Origin of the sequence: Pseudomonas sp. PDM18 (assembly GCF_014852585.1) — a bacterium.
In the GTDB taxonomy this organism is placed as follows: Bacteria; Pseudomonadota; Gammaproteobacteria; order Pseudomonadales; family Pseudomonadaceae; genus Pseudomonas.
This window is the reverse complement of record NZ_JACVBX010000012.1, coordinates 51307-73926: the sequence shown is the minus strand read 5'-3', so window position 1 is coordinate 73926 and position 22620 is coordinate 51307. Positions and strand designations below refer to the sequence as shown.

Annotated in this window: 17 protein-coding genes; 10 read left to right on the top strand and 7 right to left on the bottom strand. The window is 66.8% G+C overall.

All coding sequences use genetic code 11. From position 1 onward, the window contains the following. Positions 1-58: 58 nt before the first annotated feature. Together IB274_RS22370 and IB274_RS22365 are read left to right on the top strand one after the other, a co-directional pair. Positions 59-1384 (top strand): DUF1214 domain-containing protein, encoded by a 1326-nt coding sequence (locus IB274_RS22370; RefSeq protein WP_138212005.1) that lies wholly within the window; start codon positions 59-61, stop codon positions 1382-1384. A gap of 68 nt (positions 1385-1452) precedes the next feature. Continuing rightward, positions 1453-2490: a DUF1254 domain-containing protein gene (locus IB274_RS22365; protein WP_138212006.1), complete on the top strand. Its 1038-nt coding sequence runs from the start codon at positions 1453-1455 to the stop codon at positions 2488-2490. A 384-nt stretch (positions 2491-2874) separates the two neighbouring features. On the opposite strand, the gene IB274_RS22360 is transcribed toward IB274_RS22365, so the two are convergent. From IB274_RS22360 to IB274_RS22345, 4 genes are all read right to left on the bottom strand, one after another. Then, positions 2875-4437, bottom strand: coding sequence for an AMP-binding protein (locus IB274_RS22360; RefSeq protein ID WP_138212007.1), 1563 nt, complete (start codon positions 4435-4437; stop codon positions 2875-2877). Positions 4438-4624: 187 nt separating this feature from the next. Continuing rightward, positions 4625-5536 (bottom strand): SDR family NAD(P)-dependent oxidoreductase, encoded by a 912-nt coding sequence (locus IB274_RS22355; protein ID WP_138212008.1) that lies wholly within the window; start codon positions 5534-5536, stop codon positions 4625-4627. Positions 5537-5618: 82 nt separating this feature from the next. Continuing rightward, complete coding sequence (locus IB274_RS22350; protein WP_138212009.1) at positions 5619-6863, bottom strand: thiolase family protein; 1245 nt, start codon at positions 6861-6863, stop codon at positions 5619-5621. A gap of 29 nt (positions 6864-6892) precedes the next feature. Beyond that, on the bottom strand, positions 6893-7666 hold the full coding sequence (locus IB274_RS22345; protein WP_138212010.1) for an enoyl-CoA hydratase/isomerase family protein: 774 nt from the start codon (positions 7664-7666) through the stop codon (positions 6893-6895). Positions 7667-7911: 245 nt separating this feature from the next. Between IB274_RS22345 and IB274_RS22340 the strand changes: the two genes are divergently transcribed. The 8 genes from IB274_RS22340 (at position 7912) to IB274_RS22305 (ending at position 18855) form a co-directional block, all read left to right on the top strand. After that, positions 7912-10617 (top strand): LuxR C-terminal-related transcriptional regulator, encoded by a 2706-nt coding sequence (locus tag IB274_RS22340; RefSeq protein ID WP_138212011.1) that lies wholly within the window; start codon positions 7912-7914, stop codon positions 10615-10617. 161 nt (positions 10618-10778) lie between these two features. Next, positions 10779-11927: an acyl-CoA dehydrogenase family protein gene (locus tag IB274_RS22335; RefSeq protein WP_138212012.1), complete on the top strand. Its 1149-nt coding sequence runs from the start codon at positions 10779-10781 to the stop codon at positions 11925-11927. Positions 11928-11983: 56 nt separating this feature from the next. Then, on the top strand, positions 11984-12784 hold the full coding sequence (locus IB274_RS22330; RefSeq protein WP_138212013.1) for an enoyl-CoA hydratase/isomerase family protein: 801 nt from the start codon (positions 11984-11986) through the stop codon (positions 12782-12784). 273 nt (positions 12785-13057) lie between these two features. Continuing rightward, complete coding sequence (locus IB274_RS22325) at positions 13058-14245, top strand: lipid-transfer protein (protein ID WP_138212014.1); 1188 nt, start codon at positions 13058-13060, stop codon at positions 14243-14245. Positions 14246-14257: 12 nt separating this feature from the next. Continuing rightward, entirely contained in the window at positions 14258-15451 is a 1194-nt protein-coding gene (locus IB274_RS22320; RefSeq protein WP_138212015.1) for an acyl-CoA dehydrogenase family protein, read from the top strand. A gap of 14 nt (positions 15452-15465) precedes the next feature. Further along, positions 15466-16605 (top strand): acyl-CoA dehydrogenase family protein, encoded by a 1140-nt coding sequence (locus IB274_RS22315; RefSeq protein ID WP_138212016.1) that lies wholly within the window; start codon positions 15466-15468, stop codon positions 16603-16605. Between the two features lie 31 nt (positions 16606-16636). Beyond that, a complete protein-coding gene (locus IB274_RS22310) occupies positions 16637-17092 on the top strand; it encodes a MaoC family dehydratase (RefSeq protein WP_138212017.1) in 456 nt (151 codons plus the stop codon). A 410-nt stretch (positions 17093-17502) separates the two neighbouring features. Next, positions 17503-18855: a DUF1329 domain-containing protein gene (locus tag IB274_RS22305; protein ID WP_138212018.1), complete on the top strand. Its 1353-nt coding sequence runs from the start codon at positions 17503-17505 to the stop codon at positions 18853-18855. Positions 18856-18955: 100 nt separating this feature from the next. On the opposite strand, the gene IB274_RS22300 is transcribed toward IB274_RS22305, so the two are convergent. From IB274_RS22300 to IB274_RS22290, 3 genes are all read right to left on the bottom strand, one after another. Then, positions 18956-20533, bottom strand: coding sequence for a class I adenylate-forming enzyme family protein (locus IB274_RS22300; protein ID WP_138212019.1), 1578 nt, complete (start codon positions 20531-20533; stop codon positions 18956-18958). A gap of 112 nt (positions 20534-20645) precedes the next feature. Then, complete coding sequence (locus IB274_RS22295; RefSeq protein WP_138212020.1) at positions 20646-21419, bottom strand: SDR family NAD(P)-dependent oxidoreductase; 774 nt, start codon at positions 21417-21419, stop codon at positions 20646-20648. Continuing rightward, positions 21419-22603 carry an acetyl-CoA C-acyltransferase gene (locus IB274_RS22290; RefSeq protein WP_138212021.1) on the bottom strand — a complete coding sequence of 395 codons (1185 nt, stop codon included), beginning with the start codon at positions 22601-22603 and terminating at the stop codon, positions 21419-21421. Before IB274_RS22290 ends, IB274_RS22295 begins: the two co-directional genes overlap by 1 nt. Between the last annotated feature and the right edge of the window lie 17 nt (positions 22604-22620).

Below are 22620 nucleotides of genomic sequence, written 5' to 3'. Positions count from 1 at the left end.
CGGTGGAAGGGAGGGGCGGACTACGCTAGCCCTTTCCTTCCTGCTGGAGAAAAGCGTCATGCGTATACCACATGCCCTCAGCGCCATCGCGGCGGGGGTGCTGTTGTCGGCCTGTGCCACGGCTGGCGCCGGCGAAGCGCCCGCAGCCATCGCCGATCAGGATGTCAGCGACGCCTATGTCTATCTGCTCGGTCGCGCGTTGGTACTGCGTCAGCAGCAACTCGACGTGCACGAAGGCATGGGGTGGAACCAGCTGGTGCACCGCAAGCCCGGCGCGGTGGATTGGGCTAATCCCAACCTCGACGTCGCCTACTCCGAGGCCTGGCTGGCGCTGGACGAGCACAGCTGCACGCTGCTCGGCGTACCGAAGATCGAGGGCCGCTACTACACCACGCAGGTGCTAAACGGCTGGGGCGAAACGCTGGCCAACGTCAACGAGCGCACCTACCCCGAGCACCGCGACGGCTCGTTCGCCTTCTGCCTGAAGGGGGCGAAGGTCAAGCTGCCGGCCGCAACGAAGCGCATCGACCTGCCGGTCCGTTCAGCGCGCGTGCTGACCCGTATCGAGCTGGGCGCCGATCCGCAACAGGCCGAGCGCCTGCAGCATGCCTTCACCCTGAAACCAACCGGCTCACCACGGCTTCCCGAGGTGCCGCAGACGGCGCCCTTCGCCTGGCCGATGCTGCCGGGCGTGGAGATCTTCGACACGGCGCCGGCGGCCTTGGCGGAAACCGACCTCAACCCCGGCATGGCGGACATCCAGGCCAAGGTGCGCGCCGTCGCCGCCGTGGTCGCCAATGCGCAGCAGCGCCAGCGCATCGACACCCTGATCCATACCCTCGCCTATGCCAACATCGCCAAGGCCTCGCCGACGATCGGCGGCGGCGTGGTTCGCAACGGCTGGGCGCGGCCGCCGGCGACAGGCACCTACGGCAGCAACTACGTCACCCGCACCCTGATCGACTATGGCGGCATCTGGGCCAACACCCGCGATGAGGTGAGCTACTTCCGCGGCTTCCTCGACGCCGACGGCGCGCCGCTGGATGGTGCCAGGACCTACAGCCTGACCTTCCCGAAGGCGCAGTTGCCGGCGAGCCAGGTGCACTACTTCTGGTCGATCACCGCGACCGACTCGAAGACCTTCCATGTGCTGCCCAATGAGCTGAACCGCTTCCTGCTCAACAACCATTCGAAGCTGACCTACGGCGCGGATGGTTCGCTGACGCTGTACTTCGGCCCGCAGAAACCGGCTGATGCACCGGAGGGCAATTGGCTGCCGACCCGCCCGGGCCTGCCATACCGCCTGATCTTCCGCTACTACGGCGCTCAAGGCGCGGTGGCGGACGGCAGCTACTTCCCGCCAGTGCTGGTCAAGCGTTCCTGAGACCGCCTGGTGGGCCGGGCGCAGTCAGACGGCGCCCGGCCCGCCGGCAATTACCCCGAGGTCCCCTCATGCTCAAGAGTTCCCTTACGCCCCTGGCGTCTGTCCTTTGCCTGCTGCTTGCCGGCGCGGCCCACGCCGAGACCGCTTCCACGACGCCGGTGGCGGTCACTGTCGACAACTTCAGCCGTGCCGAATCCGATCGCTACTTCGGCCTCACGGTGATGCGTGGCGGTTTCGGCCAGTTCACCCATTGGCGCGAGTTGATGCCAGTAGGAACCAAGACTGTGGTCAGGCCCAACCGCGATACCTTGTACTCCACCGCCGTGTTCGACCTGGACGCTGGCCCGGTCACCGTCGAGCTGCCCGACGCTGGCCAGCGCTACCGCTCGCTGGCGATCATCGACGAAGACAACCATGTGCTCGCGATGCATTACCAGGCGGGCCACTACCTCATCAGTCGCCAGATGGCCGGTACTCGCTACGTCCTGGTCGGCGTCCGCACCCTGGTCGATCCGGCCAACCCGCAGGACATGGCGCAGGCCCATGGGCTGCAGGATCGCATCGGTGTCAGCCAGCCCGGCGGGCCGGGGCGCTTCGAGGTGCCGAACTGGGACAAGCAGGGGCAAGAGCGGCTGCGCGCCGCGCTGGTCACGCTCGGCCAGACCATCGGCGACTCCCACGGCATGTTCGGCAAGCCCGCGGAAGTCGACCCGCTGCGCCACCTGATCGGCAGCGCCATCGCCTGGGGCGGCAACCCCGAGAAGGATGCCTTCTACCAGATCGTCCGTCCGCCCCGCGACGACGGCACCACGGCCTATCGTCTGGATGTGCCGCCGGTACCGGTGGGGGCCTTCTGGTCGATCAGCGTCTACGACGCCGAGGGGAGCTTCCAGCCCAACTCGCTGAATGCCTACACCTTGAACAACCTGACGGCGAAGAAGGGGATGGGCGGCGAGGTCAGCATCCGCTTCGGCGGCTGCACGGCCGACAGCGACAACTGCCTGCCGATCATGCCGGGTTGGAACTACATGGTGCGCTACTACCTGCCGCAACCGGCGATCCTCGACGGTGGCTGGAAGATGCCGGGGCTGCGTCCGCTGTCCTGAAGCCTAGGGGGCGAATCGCGGCCATGGGCCGCTCCTACGAGTCCGGATTTGCCTCGCGCCACCCTCCCGGGTCGTAGGAGCGGACCCAGTCCGCGAATCGTGGGCATGGCCCGCGCCCACAGGGGCGCCGGTGTGGGGATTCTCGCGGATGAGATCCGCTGCTACAGGATGGTGTCGCCATCTGCGCTCGCGCCGAACAGCACCTGCTATCGTTTGCGGGAGAGGGTGTGGAGTCAACCACCAGGACGGCGGCTCGGGCAGAAATGCCGCTCTTCGTAGGAGCGAGCCTGCTCGCGAACCTCGCTTTGAATGCCCTGAAAGACAATGCGCCCGGTGCAGGGCACCGGGCGCTTCGGGGGCTTGGAGCTGTTCTTCGCCTGGGGGTCAGGACACCCGGCGCTCGCGGTCTTTCCAGTACTTCTCGCGTACCTGGCGGCGCAGGACCTTGCCGACCACGCTGACTGGCAGGGTTTCCACGAAGAGAATTGACTTGGGCACCTTGAAGCGCCCGAGCCGGCCCTTCACATGTGCCTGCAACTCCTCGACGGACACCTGGGCGCCGGCCTTGAGGACCACCTCGGCGTGCACGGCCTCGCCCCATTCCTCGTGGGGGATGCCGACTACCGCGGAGTTGGACACCGCTGGATGGGCGTTCAGGGCTGCCTCGACCTCGACGGCATACACGTTGAAGCCGCCGCTGATGATCATGTCCTTCTTGCGGTCGACCAGGAACAGGAAGCCCTGCTCGTCGATGTAGCCAAGGTCACCGGATTTCCAGAAGCCGTCGGTGAACTCGGCGACGCTGGCCTCGGGATTGGCGAAGTAGCCGGACACGGTACCGCGCGTGCGGATCCACAGCTCGCCGGTGTTGCCCTGGGCGAGCTCCTGGCCGTGCTCGTCGACGATCATGATCTCCGCAGCCGCGACTATCCGGCCGGCGGAGCCGATCTGCCGGTCGCTGGCCTCCAGGTGGTCGGCCTTGTTCATCAGCGCTACCGCGTGCAGGCATTCGGTGGCGCCATAGATCTGCATGAAGATGTTGCCGAAGCGTTCCTGGGCCTGGCGCAGCTTCGCCGGGCTCATGGGCGCGGCACCGTAGACCAGGGTGCGCAACGACGACAGGTCGATGTCGGGCATCTCCAGCAGGCGGTAGATCATGGTCGGCACCAGCAGGGTCATGGTGACCTTTTCGGCCGCAATGTTGCGACACAGCTGGGCGAGATCGGGAATGTTCTGGGTCAGGGTGCAGCCGCCGCGGAACAAGGTCGGCAGCAAGCCGAGGCTGGACCCATGGCTGATCGGCGCCATGTGCAGGAAACGGGTGTCGGCCTGGTAGGGCTGCTCACCGTCCATGTACATGGAGTCGCGCAGCGACATCCAGTTGTCGGTGGTGTAGGGCACGCACTTGCTGGCGCCGGTGGTGCCGCCGGTGAAGCGGTAGGAGACCACTTCGTTACGGGTGTCGCGGACTACGTCGGGGGTCTGCTCGGAAACGCCTTCGAGCAGGTCCCAGAAGTACAGCAGGCCGTCCTGCGGCTGTGCCGGCGGGTCCATGCAGACCACACGGATGTCCTGGGTGCGAAGCACGTCGAAGTAGTGCTCCAGCAGGGCGTTCTCGAGGAACACCACTTTCGGCCGGATCAGCGTGATCTGCGCGCAATGCTCCTCGAGGGAGTCGCGGAAGTTGGCGTAGGCGCCGGCCGCCTGGCATTTCATGGCGGTCCAGGCGTGCAGCAGGGACAGGTTGTCGTTGTCGAGGATGCACAGGTAGGCGTCGCCGCGCTCCAGCTGCAACTTGTCGTGCAGCATGTTGGCGATGCGGTTGGTCAGTGCGTGCAGTTCACGAAAGGTGTAGCGGCGCTTGCGCTCGATGTTGACCAGCGCCTCGCGCTCGGCGAAGCGGACGGCAAGGTTGCCGAACGTCCGGCCGAAGTTCATCAGTGTCATTCTTGTTCTCCTGCCGTTGACCCAGGCGACGGGCGTTCCAGGTGACGGGCTATCCAGGTGAGCGCGCATGCCGATCAGCATAGGCCGGTCAGGGACGGCAGCGGCTCCGGGCGGGCAGCCGGCATGCCGGCCCAGCAGTTGGGCCGGCATTCTCCGCGATGTTCGGGCGTAGCGGAATCCGCGGCCGTCAGGCGCCCTTGAGGGCCTGCATGGCGGTCTCGATGAAGATCTGCACCTGCTGGTTGGCATCGTTGCGCGGACCGGCGGTGTTCCAGTCGGTGATCTGCGCCAGATGCGCCTGGACGTCTTCGGGCGTCACGTTGGCACCGACGAACACCGGCGCGGTCTCTTCCATGCGCACGGCGGAGAACACGCCGGCACCGGCGCCCAGCACCAGCTTGGTCGGCGCTTCTTCGCTGACCAGGAACAGCGCACCCGGGCTGACCTGCTCGGGACGGCTGGCCTTGAGCAACTCCTCGGGCATCACGTCCTCGGTCATGCGGGTGGCCGCCATCGGAGCCAGGGTGTTGACGTGGATGTTGTTCTTGCGGCCTTCGATGGCGAGCATGTTCATCAGCCCCACCAGCGCCATCTTCGCCGCGCCGTAGTTGGCCTGGCCGAAGTTGCCGAACAGGCCGGCGGCGGAGGTGGTCATCAGGATGCGCCCGTAGTTCTGTTCCTTCATCAGGTCCCAGACAGCCTTGGTGCAGTACAGCGAGCCCATAAGGTGGACATCGAGCACCGCGCGGAAGTCGGCGATCTCCATTTTCGGGAAGGACTTGTCGCGCAGGATGCCGGCGTTGTTGATGAGGACATCGACGCGGCCGAACTGGGCGACGGTCTGCGCCACCAGGGCCTGGACCTGCTCGTAGTCGGCGACGTTGGCGCCGTTGGCGATGGCGCTGCCACCGGCACGACGGATTTCCTCTACCACCGCCAGGGCGGCCTCGGAGGAGCTGCCGCTACCGTCACGGCTGCCGCCGAAATCGTTGATCACCAGCTTGGCGCCACGCTCGGCCAGTTGCAGTGCATGGATGCGGCCCAGGCCATTGCCGGCGCCGGTGACGATGGCCACGCGGCCGTCGAAGCGAATTGTCATTGTTGTTCACCTACGGGTACTAAGGGAAAAAGGTGGAAGTGTCGCCGGGGCGGCACCTCCGCGAAAGTCTCTCCGACCGGCCTCAGGCGCGGGCGAAGATGCCGACGTGCTCGGTGGACTCTTCGACGCGCCAGAGGCCGCCGCCATTGCCTTGCAGGGCAATGCGCGCGCCTTCGACCTGGCGCGGGCCGCAGTTGCCGCGCAGCTGCTCGACCAGCTCGAAGATCTGCCCGATGCCGGTGGCGCCGATCGGGTGGCCCTTGGATTCCAGGCCACCGGACGGGTTGACCGGCAGACGGCCGCCGAGGGCGCTGTCGCCGCGCTCGGCCATCACGCCGCTCATGCCCGGCTCGCACAGGCCCAGGGCCTCGATGGCGAGCAGCTCGCCGATGGCGGTGGCGTCATGCACCTCGGCCACGTCGACGTCCTGCGGGGAGATGCCGGCCTGTTCGAAGGCGGCCTTGCCGGCCAAATGCGTGCAGCCCTTGTCGAAGTCCTCGGCGGCGCGAGCGGAGGCCGAGCGCACGACGCTGGCCAGCACCTTGATCGCGCGGCTCTTGTCGAAACCATACTTCTTCAGCGCCGACTCGGTGCAGAGAATCGCTGCCGCCGCGCCGTCGGAGATCGGCGAGCACATCGGCAGGGTGATCGGGTAGGTGATCGGCGGCGCGGCGAGGATTTCCTCGATGCTCATGGCGTTGCGGTATTGCGAGCGCACGTTGTGCACCGAGTGGCCGTGGTTCTTCGAGGACACGGCGGCCAGCTGGCGCTGGGTGATGCCGTAGCGCTCCATCAGGCCGCCACGGCCGAGGGCGGCGTAGACGTCCATGAACGGGCTGTAGGGCTTTTCGGACTGCGAGCCGGGCGGCGGCACGATGTTCTTGCCCATGGCGGCCAGGTAGTTCTTGTTCTCCTCGAAGGTCTCGATGTCCCAGGCGGACTCGAAGGCGGAGAACATCTTCATCTTGTCGCTGTAGAACATCTTCTCCGCGCCCACGGCGATTGCGACGTCAGCGGCGCCGGCCTGCAGCTGGGTGACCGCCAGGTTGAAGGCGTGGCTGGAGGAGGCGCAGGCGCCTTCGATGTTGAAGATCGGGATGCCGTCCAGGCCCAGCGGCAGCAGGGCGACCTGGCCGCGGATCATGTGCTGGCCGTCGAAATGGCCCTGGGTGCAGTTGCCGAAGAAGCCGACCTGGATCCACTTGCGGTCGCAGCCCGCATCGTCCAGGGCGTCCTCGACGGCCCAGGCGGTGAGTTGCTTGATGGTCTTGTCGGTGTGGCGGCCGAACGCGGTCATGCCGACGCCGACGATGTATACGTTTTCCATCTGAATTCGCTCTCGGAAAGGGGGCGGGATCAATAGCCCTTGAAGTCGGGCTTGCGCTTCTCGGCGAAGGCGCGCACGCCCTCGGCCATGTCGTAGGAGCGCTGGTGGTTGCGCAGCTCCAGCAGCTCGTGGCGCAGGGCGTCGGCGCGGCTCTTGTCGGTGGCCTCGTCGGCGACCTTCTTCATCTTGCGCAGCACCAGCGGGCTCTTCTCGGCCAGCTTGTCGCCTATGGCCTGGACCCGGCCGACCAGCTCGGCGTCGGCCACCACTTCGCTGACCAGGCCATAGAGCTTCATGTCCTGGGCCGGCAGGGCGTCACCGGTGAACAGCATGTACTTGGCGATGTTCTCCGGAATCTTGCGCGGCAGCACGGCAGCGCCGCCGCCACCGGGGAAGACGCCGAAGTTGGAGTGGGCGTCGCCGAAGCGCGCGGTCTCGGCGGCGATCACGAAGTCGCAGCACAGCACCGTTTCCAGGCCGCCGGCCAGGGCCAGGCCGTTGACCGCGGCGATCACCGGCTTGGGGAAGGCGCGCAGGCGGTCGAAGAAGGCGACGATGGTGTCCAGCAGGTCCATCTCGCCGGGCTGGGCACTGCCCGTGGCCTTCAGGTCGGCGCCGGCGCAGAACGCAGTGCCGGTGGCGGTGAGGGCGACGACGCGCACGCCGGCATCGCCTTCCCAGGCTTTCAGGGTCTCGATCATGGCATCGAGCATCTCGCGATTCAGCGCGTTCATCGCCTTCGGACGGGTGAGGGTGATCCAGCCCACCTGGCCTTTCACTTCAAAAGAAACCGACTCGCTCATTTCTGCTCCTCGCTCGTTCACAGCGGTCAATCCAGTCGCAATCGAACTTACGCCAGGGTTTCCCTGGCGTACCCCCCCCTTGCGGACGGGGCGGGCGGAGATGTGGCTGTTGCAGCATGGCCCTGGCCGTCCAGGCAGCCGAGCGGTCGCAAAGCCGCTCGCCGGGGCTGGCCATTCGTTTAAAGAGCGTTGCAGCGGGGTGTCCTGTGGACTCCGCATGCGCCAGAGCAAGAGTGAACGACAACATGCAAACGTCACTAATGAACGCCGACGACCTGCTGGTCGCGACCAAGTTTTCCCCGCCGCGCCTGAACACCCGGCACATTCCCCGCACGCACCTGCTGGAGCGGCTGCAGGAGGGGCGCCTGGGCTGCGTCACGCTGATCACCGGCGGCGCCGGTTTCGGCAAGACCCTGCTGCTCGCGCAGTGGCGCCAGGCGCTGCTCAAGGATGGCCTGGACGTCGCCTGGCTATCGCTCAGCCACGACGACCGACTGTTTCCCAGCTTCCTGACCTATCTGCTGGCGGCGTTGCGGCGCCTGGACATCGCCATCGAGGCGGAACTGCTGCACGGCGACAGCGGCGAGGCCGCGTTCAATGCGCTGGTCGCGCAGGTCACGCGCATCGCCGAACAACTGGGCCGCGAGCTGTACTTGCTGATCGACGACTACCAGCACGTTGAGGCGCCGCTGGCGCATCGACTGATGCAGAAGCTGCTCGACCATTGTCCGCCCAACCTGCACCTGGTGATCGCCTCGCGCAGCTCGCCGCCGCTGAGCCTCGGCCGTTTGCGTATGCAGGGCCAGGTTGCGGAAATCGACTTTGCCGAACTGCCGTTCGACCTGGAGGAGACTCGCGTTTTCTTCGAGCACAACCTCGGCAATCTCAAGCTCACCGCCGACGAGGAACAGCTGATTCACGAGCTGACCAGCGGCTGGCCGGCGAGCCTGCAACCCATTGCCACCCTGCTGCGCAACCGCCCGGCCAAGCGTCCCAAGCTGCGCTCGCTGCTGTGGAAGTCGGCGGACCTGCAGGCCTACCTGGCCGAGGACGTGGTGGCGTGCCTGGCGCCCGAACTGCTCGGCCTGATGGAGCAGGTGTCGCCGTTCCGTCGCTTCAACGCCGATCTCGCGGCCTTCGTCACCGGCAATTCGCACGCGGCGGACCTGATCAAGCGCGTCGAGGACGAGAACCTGCTGATCTACCGGGTCGATTCTGACGACCAGACGCCCTGGTACCGATTCCACCCGCTGTTCGGCGAATTTCTCGGCCAGCGCCTGGCACAGCAGGGCTCGGCGGCAGTGGAGGCGTTGCATCGGCGCGCCAGCCAGTGGTTCGCCGAGCATGAGCTGCTAGTCGAATCGGTGCGCCATGCCAACCTCGGCGGCGACCTGGACTTCGCCGTCGCCGCCATGGAGCAGGCCGCCAGCGCCACCTGGAGCATGGCCTACATCAGCCCGATGCTGCACTTGCTCGAACGCCTGCCACAGGAAACCCTGTTCGCTCACCCGCGACTGTTCATCCTGGGTTGCCTGACCTACGCCTTCACCGCCCGTCCGGAGAAGGCCGCGCGCTGGCTGGAGCAGATCCGCCGTACCGAAGCGGCGCGCAATCCTGCGCTGTCGTCGCGCTTCGCCCTGGCCGATGCAGCCATCGCCCTGCAGCTGGACAACCCGCGGCGGGTCATCGGCCTGCTCGAGCCGATGCACCAGGCGCCGCTGGAAAACCGCTCGCTGCGCTACATCAGTCTCTCGGCGCTGGCCAGCGCCTACCTGGCGTTGGGGCGCATCGACGCCGCGCGTCGTCTGCACGACGAAAATCCCATCGATCCGGGCGACCGCGACAACGACATGGCGATGGTCTTCGAGAACACCCAGGCCCAGGCCTGGCTGCGTATCGGCGATGCCCGCGAGGCTGCGCGCCTGGGGGCCAGCCTGCTGGCGCGGGCAGAAGAAGACTACGGGCGCGGTTCGGTCTCGGCGAACCTGTGCGCGGCGAACCTGTGCGACGCCTACTACGAGCTCGATCGCATCGACGAGGCCCTGGCCGTGCTGGCCAATCGCAGCGGCATCCTGCAGTCGTCGATGCCCGATGTGATGGCTCGCGCCTCGATGTGCCGGGCGCGCCTCACCGCGTTGCGCGATACGCCGCAGGCGTTGTTGGAGTTCCTCGAGGCGCAGGCCGCGCATTTCCATGCGCTGGGTCTGGATCGCCTGCTCGCCCTGATGCTCGCCGAACAGGTCAAGGTTCTGCTGGCGCAGGGCGATGCGCGCCGCGCCGGCGAGCGCCTGGGACGTCTCGAAGAACTGCTGGCGCAATACCGTGGCGATTGCCAGGACGAGATTGCCACCATGGTTGCCTTCGCCCGCGCCCGCGTAGCCCTGGCTGGGCACGAGCCGGCGGCGGCGCTGGAGTCGCTGGCCCTGATCGGATGCTTCGCAGAAGGCTACGGTCGCGGTCGCACGCGGGTGAAGGCCTTGCTGCTCTGCGCAGTTGCCCACGATGACCTCGGGCAGGACGAGCAACACCGCGAACGCCTGCGCGAGGCCCTCCGGCTTGGTGCGTGCCTCGGCCTGGTACGCACGCTGCTCGACGAGGGGCCTCGCCTGCTGGATCGGCTCAGGGCACTGCGCGAGGACGAGGGGCTGGACGAGGCCGGGCATGGCTATCTCGACGTGTTGCTGGCGTATGTGGCGCCTGCAGAGAGCGCCGCCGAGCCGGTGCCGGCTCGGCGGGCGGCGGGCGGCGAGCAACGCGCCAGCCTGACCCCGCGCGAGGTGGAAATCCTCGGCCTGATCGCCCAGGCAATGTCCAACAAGCGGATTGCGCTGACCCTGAACATCACCTTCGGCACGGTGAAATGGAACGTGAAGAACATCCTCGCCAAGCTCGGTGTTTCCAGCCGCTACGCCGCCATCAGCCTGGCGCGCCAGCATGGGCTGATCCGTTGAGGACGTCGGAGCGGAGGTGCCCGGCAGGGTGCTCCCCTACCAAGAGGGGAGGCGCGCCCCCCTGAAGCGCGTCGGCATCCTGCGGACATTGCGAAGTGCGCCGCCAAGGCCGCGTCGCACGGCAAAGCATCGGCAACCCGATCCCATTCGTGAGGAAGAAAATGAGCGATACATCCGCAGTGTTCCTGAGTGAACAGGAAGTCATGATCCGCGATACCGCCCGCAAGGTGGCTCAGGACGTGGTGGCGGCGACCGCCGCAGAGCGTGACCGTACGGGCGCATGGCCGCGCAATGAGCTGGCGGCGGTAGCGGAGCTGGGCTTCCTTGGCATACACCTGCCGGAAGAGTACGGCGGTTCGGCGATGTCCTTCCCGGAGTATGTGCTGGCCATCGAGGAATTTGCCGCAGCAGATGCCGGTTTCGCCACCATCCTTCACGTACACAATGGCCTGGCCGACATGCTGTGCCGCTACGGCACCCAGGCGCAGAAGAACAAGTACCTGCAGCGCATGGCCTCGGGCGAGCTGATCGCCGCCGGCTTGCTGACCGAGCCGCAGGCCGGCTCGGATACCGGCGCCTTCCGCACCACCGCGCGCCGTGACGGCGATGGCTACGTGCTCAACGGCAGTAAGCAGTTCATCTCCAACGGCAACGAAGCCGGAATCGCCTTCGCCATTGCCGCTCACACCGATACCCCGGAAGGCCGCAAGGGCGCGAGCATGTTCATCGTCGATCCGCGCGGCCCTGGCTACAACGTGGCGCGCGTCGAGGAAAAGATGGGCCAGCGTTCCGCCCAGGTAGCGGCTATCCAGTTGGACAACTGCCGGGTTCCGGCGGAGAACCTGCTGGGGGAGGAGGGCACTGCCTACAAGCGCTTGATGGGCACCCTGTCCGAAGGTCGCATCGGTATCGCTGCGGTGGCCGTCGGTGCCGCCCGAGCTGCACTGGATGCCGCGGTGAAGTACGCCAAGGAGCGTGAAGCCTACGGCGCGCCGATCATTCAGCTGCAGGGCGTGGCCTTCGACCTGGCCGACATGGCCACCCAGGTGGAGGTGGCGCACCAGTTCACCCTGCATGCCGCGCGTCTGCACGCGGCCGGCGTGTCCTGCACCAAGGAAGCCTCGATGGCCAAGCTGTACGCCAGCGAGATGGCCGAGAAAGTCTGCTCCGAAGCCCTGCAGATTCACGGCGGCTACGGTTATCTCGCCGACTTCCCGGTGGAGCGCTACTGCCGCGACGTGCGGGTGACCAAGATCTACGAAGGCACCAGCCACATCCAGAAGATGATCATCGCCCGCAACCTGGGCTGAGCCAGCGGCCGGCGCCCCGCGTTCCGTGCGGCGTCTGGCGAAGAGGAGAGACGCAGGTGACAGACGACGCAGTAGTGTTCGAGAAGGTCGGGCGGACGGCGATCATCACGCTGAACCGGCCGCAGAAACGCAACGCCCTGTGCGAGGCCATCAGCGAGGCGATGCCGGCGGCGCTGCGGGCCGCCCGCGAGGACCGCGAAGTCCGTTCGGTGGTGCTCACTGGCGCCGGCGGCAGCTTCTGTTCCGGCTTCGACCTGGGCAGCCTGGACCCGGGCGATGAGCCGGCGTTCGCCGGGCGTGAGCTGGTGCTGGGCTTCCACCGCTGGTTTGGCGAGCTGCAGGATCTGGAGAAGCCGGTGATCGCGGCGGTGGACGGCGTAGCCGTGGGCGCGGGCTTCTCCCTGGCGCTGGCGGCGGACTTCGTCTTCGTCACCCCGCGCACCCGCCTGTTGCCGACCTTCCTCGGCCTGGGCCTGGTGCCGGACCTGTCGATGCTCTACGTGCTGCCGCGCCTGATCGGCCTGGCGCGGGCCAAGGAGATCGTGTTCTCTGCTCGCGCGCTGGGCGCCGAGGAAGCTATCGGCCTGGGCCTGGCGCAGACGGTGGTGGCGCCCGAGCAGTTGCGCGACAGCGTGCTGGAATACGCCCAGCAGTTCGACGAGGCGCCGACCCATGCCCTGGGCCTGGTGAAGACTCTGCTCAACCGCAGCTTCGAAACCGATCGCCACGCCATGAACCAGTTCGAGGCGCTGGCGCAGTCGCTGTGCGGTGACAGCAACTACCACGCCGAGGCGGTACGCCGTTTCCTGGCCAAGGAAGGCTTGCCCTACCGCGGCGCAGCGCGCCTCGCACCTTGAGCGGCGCTCGACCTGCCGTCGTACTGGCCGATGCCGATACGACGACGTGAGAGACTGGGCGTAGGCCCGATGAAACATCCGCGTTGTGCCACGGGGCGCGCGCGACGAATAAACGTGAGGATCGGCCGCTCCCGACGGCCGCGGACCCATCCCATTCGGGAGGGGCGACGGGGCGAACGGTCTGCCTATCCTTGAGACTCATGACGCCCATCCGCGTCGGCCGCGCAGCGGCGCCGCGTTCCCGGTGGGCTTGGCAATTCTGAGGAGAAGCAAATGGCGCAGAAAGTCGTTGTCGCCGGGGTCGGCATGATCCCGTTCGTGAAACCGGGCCAGAACGAGACCTACGTGGCCATGGGCGAGCAGGCCGTACGCATCGCCCTGGCAGATGCCGGCGTTGGCTACGAGTCGGTCCAGCAGGCCTATGCCAGCTTCGTCTTCGGTGATTCCACCTGCGGCCAGCGTGTGCTCTACAACGTGGGCATGACCGGTATCCCGGTGATCAACGTCAACAACAACTGCGCCAGCGGCTCCACCGCGCTGTACCTGGCCAACCAGGCGATCGCCAGCGGCATGGTCGACATCGTCCTGGCCGTAGGCTTCGAGCAAATGGTCCCGGGGGCCATTCCCAGCGCCTTCGCCGACCGTCCCAGCCCGCTGGAGCTATTCCTCGACCAGTGCGACGCGGCCATCCCCGGCGCCTCGGAAATCCCCGCGGCGCTGCGCATCTTCGGCAGCGCCGGGGTGGAGCACATGAAGCGCTTCGGCACGCCCCTGGAAACCTTCGCCAAGATTCGCGCCAAGGCCAGCCGCCACGCCGCGAACAACCCCAAGGCAGTGTTCCGCAAGGTCGTGAGCAGCGAAGACGTGCTCGCCGATCAGGTGGTCTGGCCGGAAGTCATGACGCGCCTGATGGCTTGCCCGCCGACCTGCGGCGCGGCGGCGGCGGTGCTGTGCAGCGAGGCCTACGCCAAGAAGCATGGCCTGGATTCGCGCGTGTGGATCGCCGGCCAGGCGCTGACCACCGATGGCGCCGAGACCTTCAAGTCCGGCGACATGCGTGACGTGGCGGGTTACTCGATGTCCCGCGCGGCGGCGCAGAAGGTCTACGAGCAGGCCGGTATCGGCGCCGAAGCGGTGAACGTCGTCGAACTGCACGACTGCTTCGCGCAGAACGAGCTGCTTACCTACGAATCCCTGGGCCTGTGCCCGGAAGGCGGCGCACAGAAGTTCGTCGACGACGGCGACAACACCTACGGCGGCCGCTACGTGGTCAACCCGTCCGGCGGCCTGCTGTCCAAGGGCCACCCGATCGGCGCCACGGGCCTCGCGCAGTGCACCGAACTGGTCCAGCAGCTGCGCGGCCAGGCCGAGCAGCGCCAGGTCGAAGGCGCGCGTATCGCGCTGCAGCACAACATCGGTATCGGTGGCGCCTGTGTAGTCACCATGTACCGCAAAGACTGACGAGGAACGGCCATGGACTTTCAACCTGACGCCGGACTCGCGGCGTTCCGCCAGGAGGTCCGCGACTTCCTGGCCCAGGTGCCGGCCGAGCTCAAGGGGCTGCAGCGCTGCACGCGCTCGCCCCGCGAGCAGATCATGCGCTGGCAGAAGCTGCTGCAGGCGCGCGGCTGGGGTGCGCCCTACTGGGCGAAGGAGCACGGCGGCACCGGCTGGTCGGTGCCGCAGATCCTGGTATTCGACGATGAGTGCAGCGCGGCCGGAACCCCAACCCAGGACGCCTTCGTGCACAAGATGCTCGGCCCGGTGCTCAATGCCTTCGCCACGCCGGAACAGAAGGCCGAGCACCTGCCGGCCATCTTCAACGGCGAGCGCCTGTGGTGCCAGGGCTTCTCCGAGCCGGGCGCCGGCTCCGACCTCGCCGCGCTGCGCACCCGCGCCGAGCGCGACGGCGACCACTACGTGATCAACGGCCAGAAGATCTGGACCAGCTACGCCCATCATGCCGACTGGATCTTCCTGCTGGTGCGCACCGATTTCGAGGTGAAGAAGCAGGCCGGGATCAGCTTCCTGCTGGTGGACATGAATACCCCGGGCGTGACCGTGCGGCCGATCCGCAGCATCGACGACGCCCATCACCTGAACGAGACCTTCTTCGACAACGTGCGGGTGCCGGTGGGTAACCTGATCGGCGCCGAAGGGCAGGGCTGGAACATCACCAAGTTCCTGCTCAACAACGAGCACGCGACCACCGCCGACCTCCCCGAGCTCAAGCGCTACATGCGTGAGCTGCGCCTGTTCGCCACCGCCATTCCGGCCGGCGAGGGGCGGCTGATCGAGCGTACGGAGTTCGCCCTGAAGCTGGCGCGCCTGGATGCCGAGCTGCAGGCCATCGGCATGCTGGTACAGCGCGTCGCGCAGATGGAGCAGCGGCACGACCCGGCTTCGCACGTGCTGGGCTCGATGCTGAAAATCCGAGCGACCGAGCTGCAGCAACGCATCACCGAGGTGCAGCTGGAGGCGCTGGGCGACTACGGTGCCGTGGCTTACGCGCATCCCCACGAGGCGGCGCCGGCGCAGGCGTACCCGTTACAGGAGCTGGCCCGCGGCATTGCCAACGACATGTTCCTGCGCCGCGCCTCGACCATCTACGGCGGCACCAGCGAGGTGCAGCGCGGCATCATCGCCAAGATGCTGTTCCAACTTTGAGTCAGGACACGGGTATGGATTTCGATCTGAATTCGGAACAACAGCTGCTGCAGGACAGCGTGCGCCGTTATGTCGACAAGGCTTACGGCTTCGAGACACGCAACGCGCTGCTCAAGGGCGGCCGCAACGGCCGCGCCGACAACTGGCAAGTGTTCGCCGACAACGGCTGGCTCATGGCGGCCCTGCCCGAGGCTTATGGTGGCCTCGGCGGCTCGCTGCAGGAGACCGTGATCATCGCCCAGCAGCTGGGCCGTGCCCTGGTGCTGGAGCCCTACCTGGGCTGCGCGGTGCTGGCGGCACAGACGCTGGTAGCCGGCGGCAGCGAGGCGCAGAAGGCGCGTCTGCTGCCGCAACTGGCCGACGGTTCGCTGCGCCTGGCGCTGGCCTACAGCGAACCGGCTTCGCGCGGCATGCCGCTGCCGGTTGCGCTGCGGGGCGAACGCCACGGCGAGGGTTACCGACTGCACGGTCGCAAGAGCCTGGTGCTCGGCGCTCCCGGCGCCGATGCGCTGCTGGTGTCGGTACAGCTGGACGACGTGCCTGGCCTGAGCCTGGTGCTGCTCGAAGGCGAGTTCCTCGGACTGGACCGCCAGGCGTTGCCGCTGCATGACGGCAGCTGGGTCGAGGAACTGCACTTCGATGGCGTGGCTATCGGCCGCGAGGCGCTGCTCGGTGAGCCGGGCCAGGGCCTGGAGGCGCTGCAGGAAGGCCTGGCCCACGCCACCGTGGCGCTGTGCGCCGAGCTGATCGGGGTGATGGAGAAGACCCTCGAGGTCACCGCCGAATACCTGAAGGTGCGCCAACAGTTCGGTGTCGCCATCGGTAGCTTCCAGTCCCTGCAGCACCGCATGGCCGACATGGCCGCGGAGCTGGAGGTGGCTCGCTCGATGCTGCACGCGGCGCTCGCCTCGGTGGCCAATGACGCCCCGCAGGAGCGCAGCCGCACTCTGTCGGCAACGAAGATGCTGATCAGCCGCGCCGCCAAGTTCATCTGCGGGCAGGGTATCCAACTGCACGGCGGCATCGGCATGACCGAGGAATACCTGATCGGCCACTACTACAAGCGCGCCATCGTCGCCGACCTGCAACTGGGCAGCGCCGACAGCCATGAGGCGGCCTGCGCCGCGGCGCTGCAGGCTGAGCTGGGCGCCTGATACTCGCTTTCATCCCCTTTGAGTGAAAACAATGAAAAGCTACGAAACCATCGCGGAACTACAGGGTCTGGTCGGCCAGGTCGTCGGCACTAGCGACTGGCTGACCATCGACCAAAAGCGAATCGACACCTTCGCCGAGGCCACCGGCGACTCGCAGTGGATCCATGTCGATCCCGAACGCGCGGCCAAGGGCCCGTTCGGCACCACCATCGCCCATGGCTTCCTGACCCTCAGCCTGCTGCCGCCCTTGATGACCGACGCCTTCGAGATCCGCAACGTCAAGATGGGCCTGAACTACGGGCTGAACAAGGTGCGCTTCGTCCAGCCGGTGCCAGTCGGCAGCCGCCTGCGCGGGCACTTCAAGGTGCTGGCCTGGGAGCCGCTGGAAGGCAATGGCGCGCAGATCACCTACGAAATGACCGTTGAGGTGGAAGGCGCGAGCAAGCCTGCCTGCGTGGCGGAAACCATCCTCCGCGTGTTCGCCTGAGGCCTGCAGGACGGGCCGCTGCGCCCTCCCGCCTGGGCAGCAATGACGCCGCAATCCGCGAGGGTTGCGGCGTCATTGCATTTGCGTCGGGAGTTTTCCGATCGTCCGATCGTCCGATCGACTGCACGGCAGTGGCGCCCGCCCGTCCCCTCCCACCCCATGCCTATCGGGGGGGGCGGGGGAAGCGGAGCCTTGGATAAAACATAAGCCAGGAATCGGGCTCGACCCAACCGCGTCGAGGCGCGTGCTGTCGCGCTGCCACTGCGCCGGCGGCTTATCGACAGCCTGTTCCTGCCCGGTCTACGTAGCCGCCCATGGTGGTGCCGGCCGGGGGCGATGGTGGCGGCTCCCGGAAGCTGTGTGGCGCGCTGTACGCGACGTTCAAAAATACAAGATGAGAAGGTGGAGACATGAATAGACTGACAAGAACCCTGATCGCGGCCAGCATCCTGGCCGCGCATGCAGGCGTGCTCCATGCGGCCGTTTCGGCCGACGAGGCCAAGGCACTAGGCAGCAACCTGACGGCCATCGGCGCCGAAAAAGCGGGCAGCTCGGATGGCAGCATCCCGGCCTATGCTGGCGGCCTGACCACCCCGCCAGCGGGGTTCGACGCGGCGTCGGGCATTCGCCCCGATCCCTTCGCCAGCGAGAAACCGCTGTTCACCATCGACGCGAAGAACGTGGACACCTATGCAGCCAAGATGAGCGAGGGCGCGAAGGCCCTGGTGAAGAAGCTGCCGGGCTTCCGCATGGACGTATATCCCACCCATCGAACGGTCGCTTACCCGCAGTCGGTGCTCGACAAGACCATCAAGAACGCCACCGGCGCCAAGCTGGCCGCCGACGGCTACACGCCGGTCGATGCCGCTGGCGGGATTCCCTTCCCGATCCCGAAAAGCGGTATTGAGGTGATGCTCAACCACATCGCACGTTACCAGGGCATCTCCTTCGTGATGCCGAAGTACTCGGCATTCAACATCGACGCGGCCGGCAAGCGCGTGCTCTCCACCCAGGGCGTATGGACCATCGAGAGTCCGTTCTATGACCACAAGGAGGAGTCGCCGGTGATCTACAACCGGGCCCGCGCCAACTACACTGGCCCGGCCCGTCGCGCCGGCGAGGCGATCATGACCTTCGAGAACGTCGATGGCCTGAAGGGCCGCCGCGCCTACCAGTACCTGCCGGGACAGCGCCGCGTACGTCTGGCGCCGGACCTAGCCTACGACACCCCGAACCCCAGTACCTCGGGCATGTCCACGGTCGACGACGTCAACCTGTTCAACGGTCGCATGGATCGCTACGACTGGAAGCTGGCCGGCAAGAAGGAGCTGTACGTTCCGTACAACACCTATCGCTTCAACTACGCAGCCAACGCCGATCAGGTGTTCGGCAACAAGTTCATAAACCCCGATTTCGTGCGCTGGGAACTGCACCGCGTGTGGGTAGTGGAAGCGACCCTTAAGCCGAGCGAGCGGCACATCTATGCCAAGCGCACCTTCTACGTCGACGAGGACAGCTGGGCCGTGCTCGCCAATGACCAGTACGACGGTCATGGCCAGCTGTGGCGTCCGGGCTTCGCCTACCTGACCCCGCTCTACGATGCGTCGGCGATCAACACTACCACCACCGGTCATTACGACCTGATCGCAGGCAGCTACTACATCAACCAGTGGCCGAGCCTGGGCGGCCTGAAAGTGTCGCCGACCATGAGCTCCGACAACATGTGGACCCCGGACAGCCTGGCGGGTAGCGGTATCCGCTGAGGCATTCGTTTCCCCCATTGAAGACGGACCCGCGTAATGCGGGTCTGTCTTTTTTTGCTGTCGCCGCGGAGCCTCTGTAGGCTCCGTGGCGCGCTACCGATCAGCTGACCCGGCGCACCTGGTCCTTCCAGTACTTCTCGCGGACCTGGCGACGCAAGACCTTGCCGACCGCGCTCAGTGGCAAGGCCTCGACGAAGGTCAGAGTCTTGGGCGCCTTCAGGCTACCCAGGCGCTCCCTGACATGCTCGATCAGTTCATCCTGAGTGACTCTGGCACCTTCCTTGAGCACCACTTCGGCATGCACCGACTCGCCCCAGTGGCCATGAGGTACCCCTACCACGGCAGAGAGCGATACGGCCGGATGCGCGTTGAGGCTGGACTCCACTTCCACCGCGTAGACGTTGAAGCCGCCGCTGATGATGACGTCCTTCTTGCGATCGACGATGAACAGGTAACCGGCTTCGTCCAGGTAACCCAGGTCGCCGGATTTCCAGAAACCGTCGACGAACTCCGCCGCCGTGCCCTGTGGGTTGCGGAAGTAGCCGCAGATGGTGCCGCGACCGCGCAGCAGGATCTCGCCGGTGACGCCCGGGGGCAGGCACTGGCCGGTGTCGTCGACCACCCTCAGTTCGATCCCGGTGGTCGGCCGGCCGGCCGAGGCGAGGCGGCCGGTCGCGATGGCCGTCAGGTGATCGGCCTTGGTCAGGGTGCAGACCGCCTGGGCGCATTCGGTCGAGCCATACAGCTGGTAGAAGATGTTGCCGAAGCGCGCCTGCGCCCGTTCCAGCTTGGCCGGGCTCATGGGCGCTGCGCCGTAGTACAGGGTGCTCAGGCTGGAGAGGTCGTGCTGCGTCGCTTCCGGGAGCTCCAGCAGGCCGTTGACTAGGGTCGGCACCATCAGACTGGTGGTGACCCGCTCGCGCTCGACGTTGTGGCACCAGGCCTTCAGGTCGGTGGTGTTCTGCGTCAGGGTGCAGCCGCCGCGGAACAGCGTGGGCAGCAGCGAGAGTCCGGCGCCATGGCTGATGGGGGCGATCTGCAGGTAGCGGGTGGTCGCGTTGAGCGCCTCGCTCTGCTCGCTGTCGGCGTACATGGAGTCGCGCGCGGCCAGCCAGTTGTCGATGCTGTACTGGGCGCATTTGCTGCGGCCGGTGGTGCCGCCGGTGAAGCGGTAGAGGAGGATGTCGTCTCGGTCATCGGACTCGACGTCCGGCTCGCTGTCCGGCAGGCCTTCGAGCAGGTCCCAGAAGTACAGAGCGGCGCTTTGGTCGGCCGGCGGCGGGTCCATGCACACCACGCAGGCTTCGCTCGCTCGCAGCAGCTCGGCGTAGCGTTCCAGCAGCACGGTCTCGATGAAGATCACCCGTGGGCGGAGGAACTCGATCTGCCAGCGGTGCTCGTCGAGGGCGTCGCGGAAGTTGGTGTGCGCCAGGGCTGCCTCGCCCTTGAACGCGGTCCAGGCGTGCAGCAGCGAGAGGTTGTCGTTCTCCAGGATGCACAGGGCGACGTCGCCGCGCCCCAGGCCCAGTCGGACATGCAGCAGGTGGCTGATGCGGTTGGTCAGGCCGTGCAGCTCCTCGAAGCTGTAGCGCCGGTTGCGCTCGATGTTCACGAGGGCTTCCTGGTCGGCATGGCGCTGCGCGACCTGGCCCATGATCCGGGCGAAGTTGATCTTCATGATGGCCTCCGGTGGTGGTGGGATTACAACCGGAGGAAGCATTGCAAGGAGCCGCACCGACCCGTCCCCCCGCAAAGGGAGGGGCGGGCCCGTGCACGAGCGGCGCGTGAGGTCAGAGGCTGCCGACCAGATGGCCGCCGTCGACCGCCAGCACACTGCCGGTCATGAAGGCACCGGCAGCGCTGGCCAGGAGCAGGAAGGGACCTTCCAGCTCCTCGAGTTGGCCCAGGCGGCGCAGGGGCACGGCGGCGCGGATGTAGGCCTGGCCCTTCTCGCTGTCGAAGAAGGCGTCGGTCATCTCGGTCTTGAAGTAGCCCGGGGCGATGGCGTTCACGCGGATATGCTCGCGCGCCAGTTCCAGTGCCAGCGACTTGGTCAGCTGCACCACGCCGGCCTTGGCAGCACAGTAATGGCTGTAGCCGGTGCCCACGCGCAGGCCGAGCATCGAGGCGATATTGACGATGCTGCCCGGCGCGCCGGCGCGGACCATGCGCTGGGCGGCCACCTGGGCCACGCGCCAGACGCCGTCGAGGTTGGTGGCCAGCATATGGCGCCATTCTTCCTCGCTGACCTCAAGAGCGCGCTGGCCGTTGCCGACGCCGGCGTTGTTGAGCACCACGTGGACCACGCCGAAGGCCTCCTCGGCGGCGTTGAAGGCAGCCTCGACGCTTTGCCGGCAGGTCACGTCCATGGGGACTGCCAGCGCGGTGCCGCCGTCCCAGCCGATGTCGGCGGCCAGCTGGTTGAGGCGTTCCACGCGGCGCGCGGCGAGCACCACGCGGGCGCCGGCGCGGCTAGCGACGCGCCCTAGGTGCGCACCGATGCCGCTGGAGGCGCCGGTGATGAGTACGGTCTTGCCGGCGAGGGAAAAGAGTTCGTTGCTCATCAGAACACCTCGAACAGGCCGGCCGCGCCCATGCCGCCGCCGACGCACATGGTCACCACCACGTGCTTCACGCCCCGGCGCTTACCTTCCAGCAAGGCATGGCCGATCATGCGTGCGCCGCTCATGCCGTAGGGGTGGCCGATGGCGATGGCACCGCCATTGACATTGAGCTTGTCGTTGTCGATGCCCAGTTTGTCGCGGCAATAAAGCACCTGGCAGGCGAATGCTTCGTTGAGCTCCCACAGGCCGATGTCGTCGACCTTTAGGCCGTGTTGCTTGAGCAGCTTGGGCACCGCCAGGACCGGGCCGATGCCCATTTCCTCGGGTGCTAGGCCGGCCACCGCGATGCCGCGATAGGCGCCCAGCGGTTCGAGATTGCGCTGCTCGGCCAGGCGGCCCTCCATCAGCACGCAGGCGGCGGCGCCGTCGGAGAGCTGGCTGGCATTGCCGGCGGTGATGCAGCCGCCTTCGATGACCGGCTTGAGCTTCTGCAGGTCGGCGAGTGCGGTTTGCGGGCGATTGCCTTCGTCGAGCGACAGGCTGACTTTCTCGTAGCCGGTGGCGCCGGTGGCCTTGTCGACCACTAGCTTGATCACACTGACCGGCACGATCTCGCCCTCGAACAGGCCGGCACGTTGCGCGGCCGCTGTGCGCAGCTGCGACTGCAGGGCGTATTCGTCCTGGGCCTCGCGGCTGATGCCGTAACGTTCGGCGACCCGTTCGGCGGTCTGCAGCATCGGCATATAGGCGTTTGGCTCGTTCTGCAGCACCAGGCGATCGTGGAACTCGCCAACCCATTCCATGTGGCGGTTCTGCACCAGGGAGATGTGCTCCTGGCCGGCGCCGATAGTGACCTGCATGCCATCGACCATGATCTGCTTGGCGGCGGTGGCCACCGCCATCAAGCCGGAAGCGCACTGGCGGTCCAGGGTCTGGCCGCTGACCGACAGTGGCAGGCCGGACGCAAGCACGCTCATGCGGCCGAGGTTCCAGCCGGCGGTGCCGGCCGGCATGCCGGTGCCCATCACCAGGTCTTCGATCTCGGCGGCGTCGATGCCGGCGCGCTCGACCGCAGCGCGGATGGCGAAGGAGGCCATGCTCGGCGACGGAGTGTGGTTGAAGGCACCGCGGAAGGCCTTGGCAATCGGCGTGCGGGCGGTGGAGAGGATGACGGCTTCTTTCATGGAATTGTCCTTGCAAC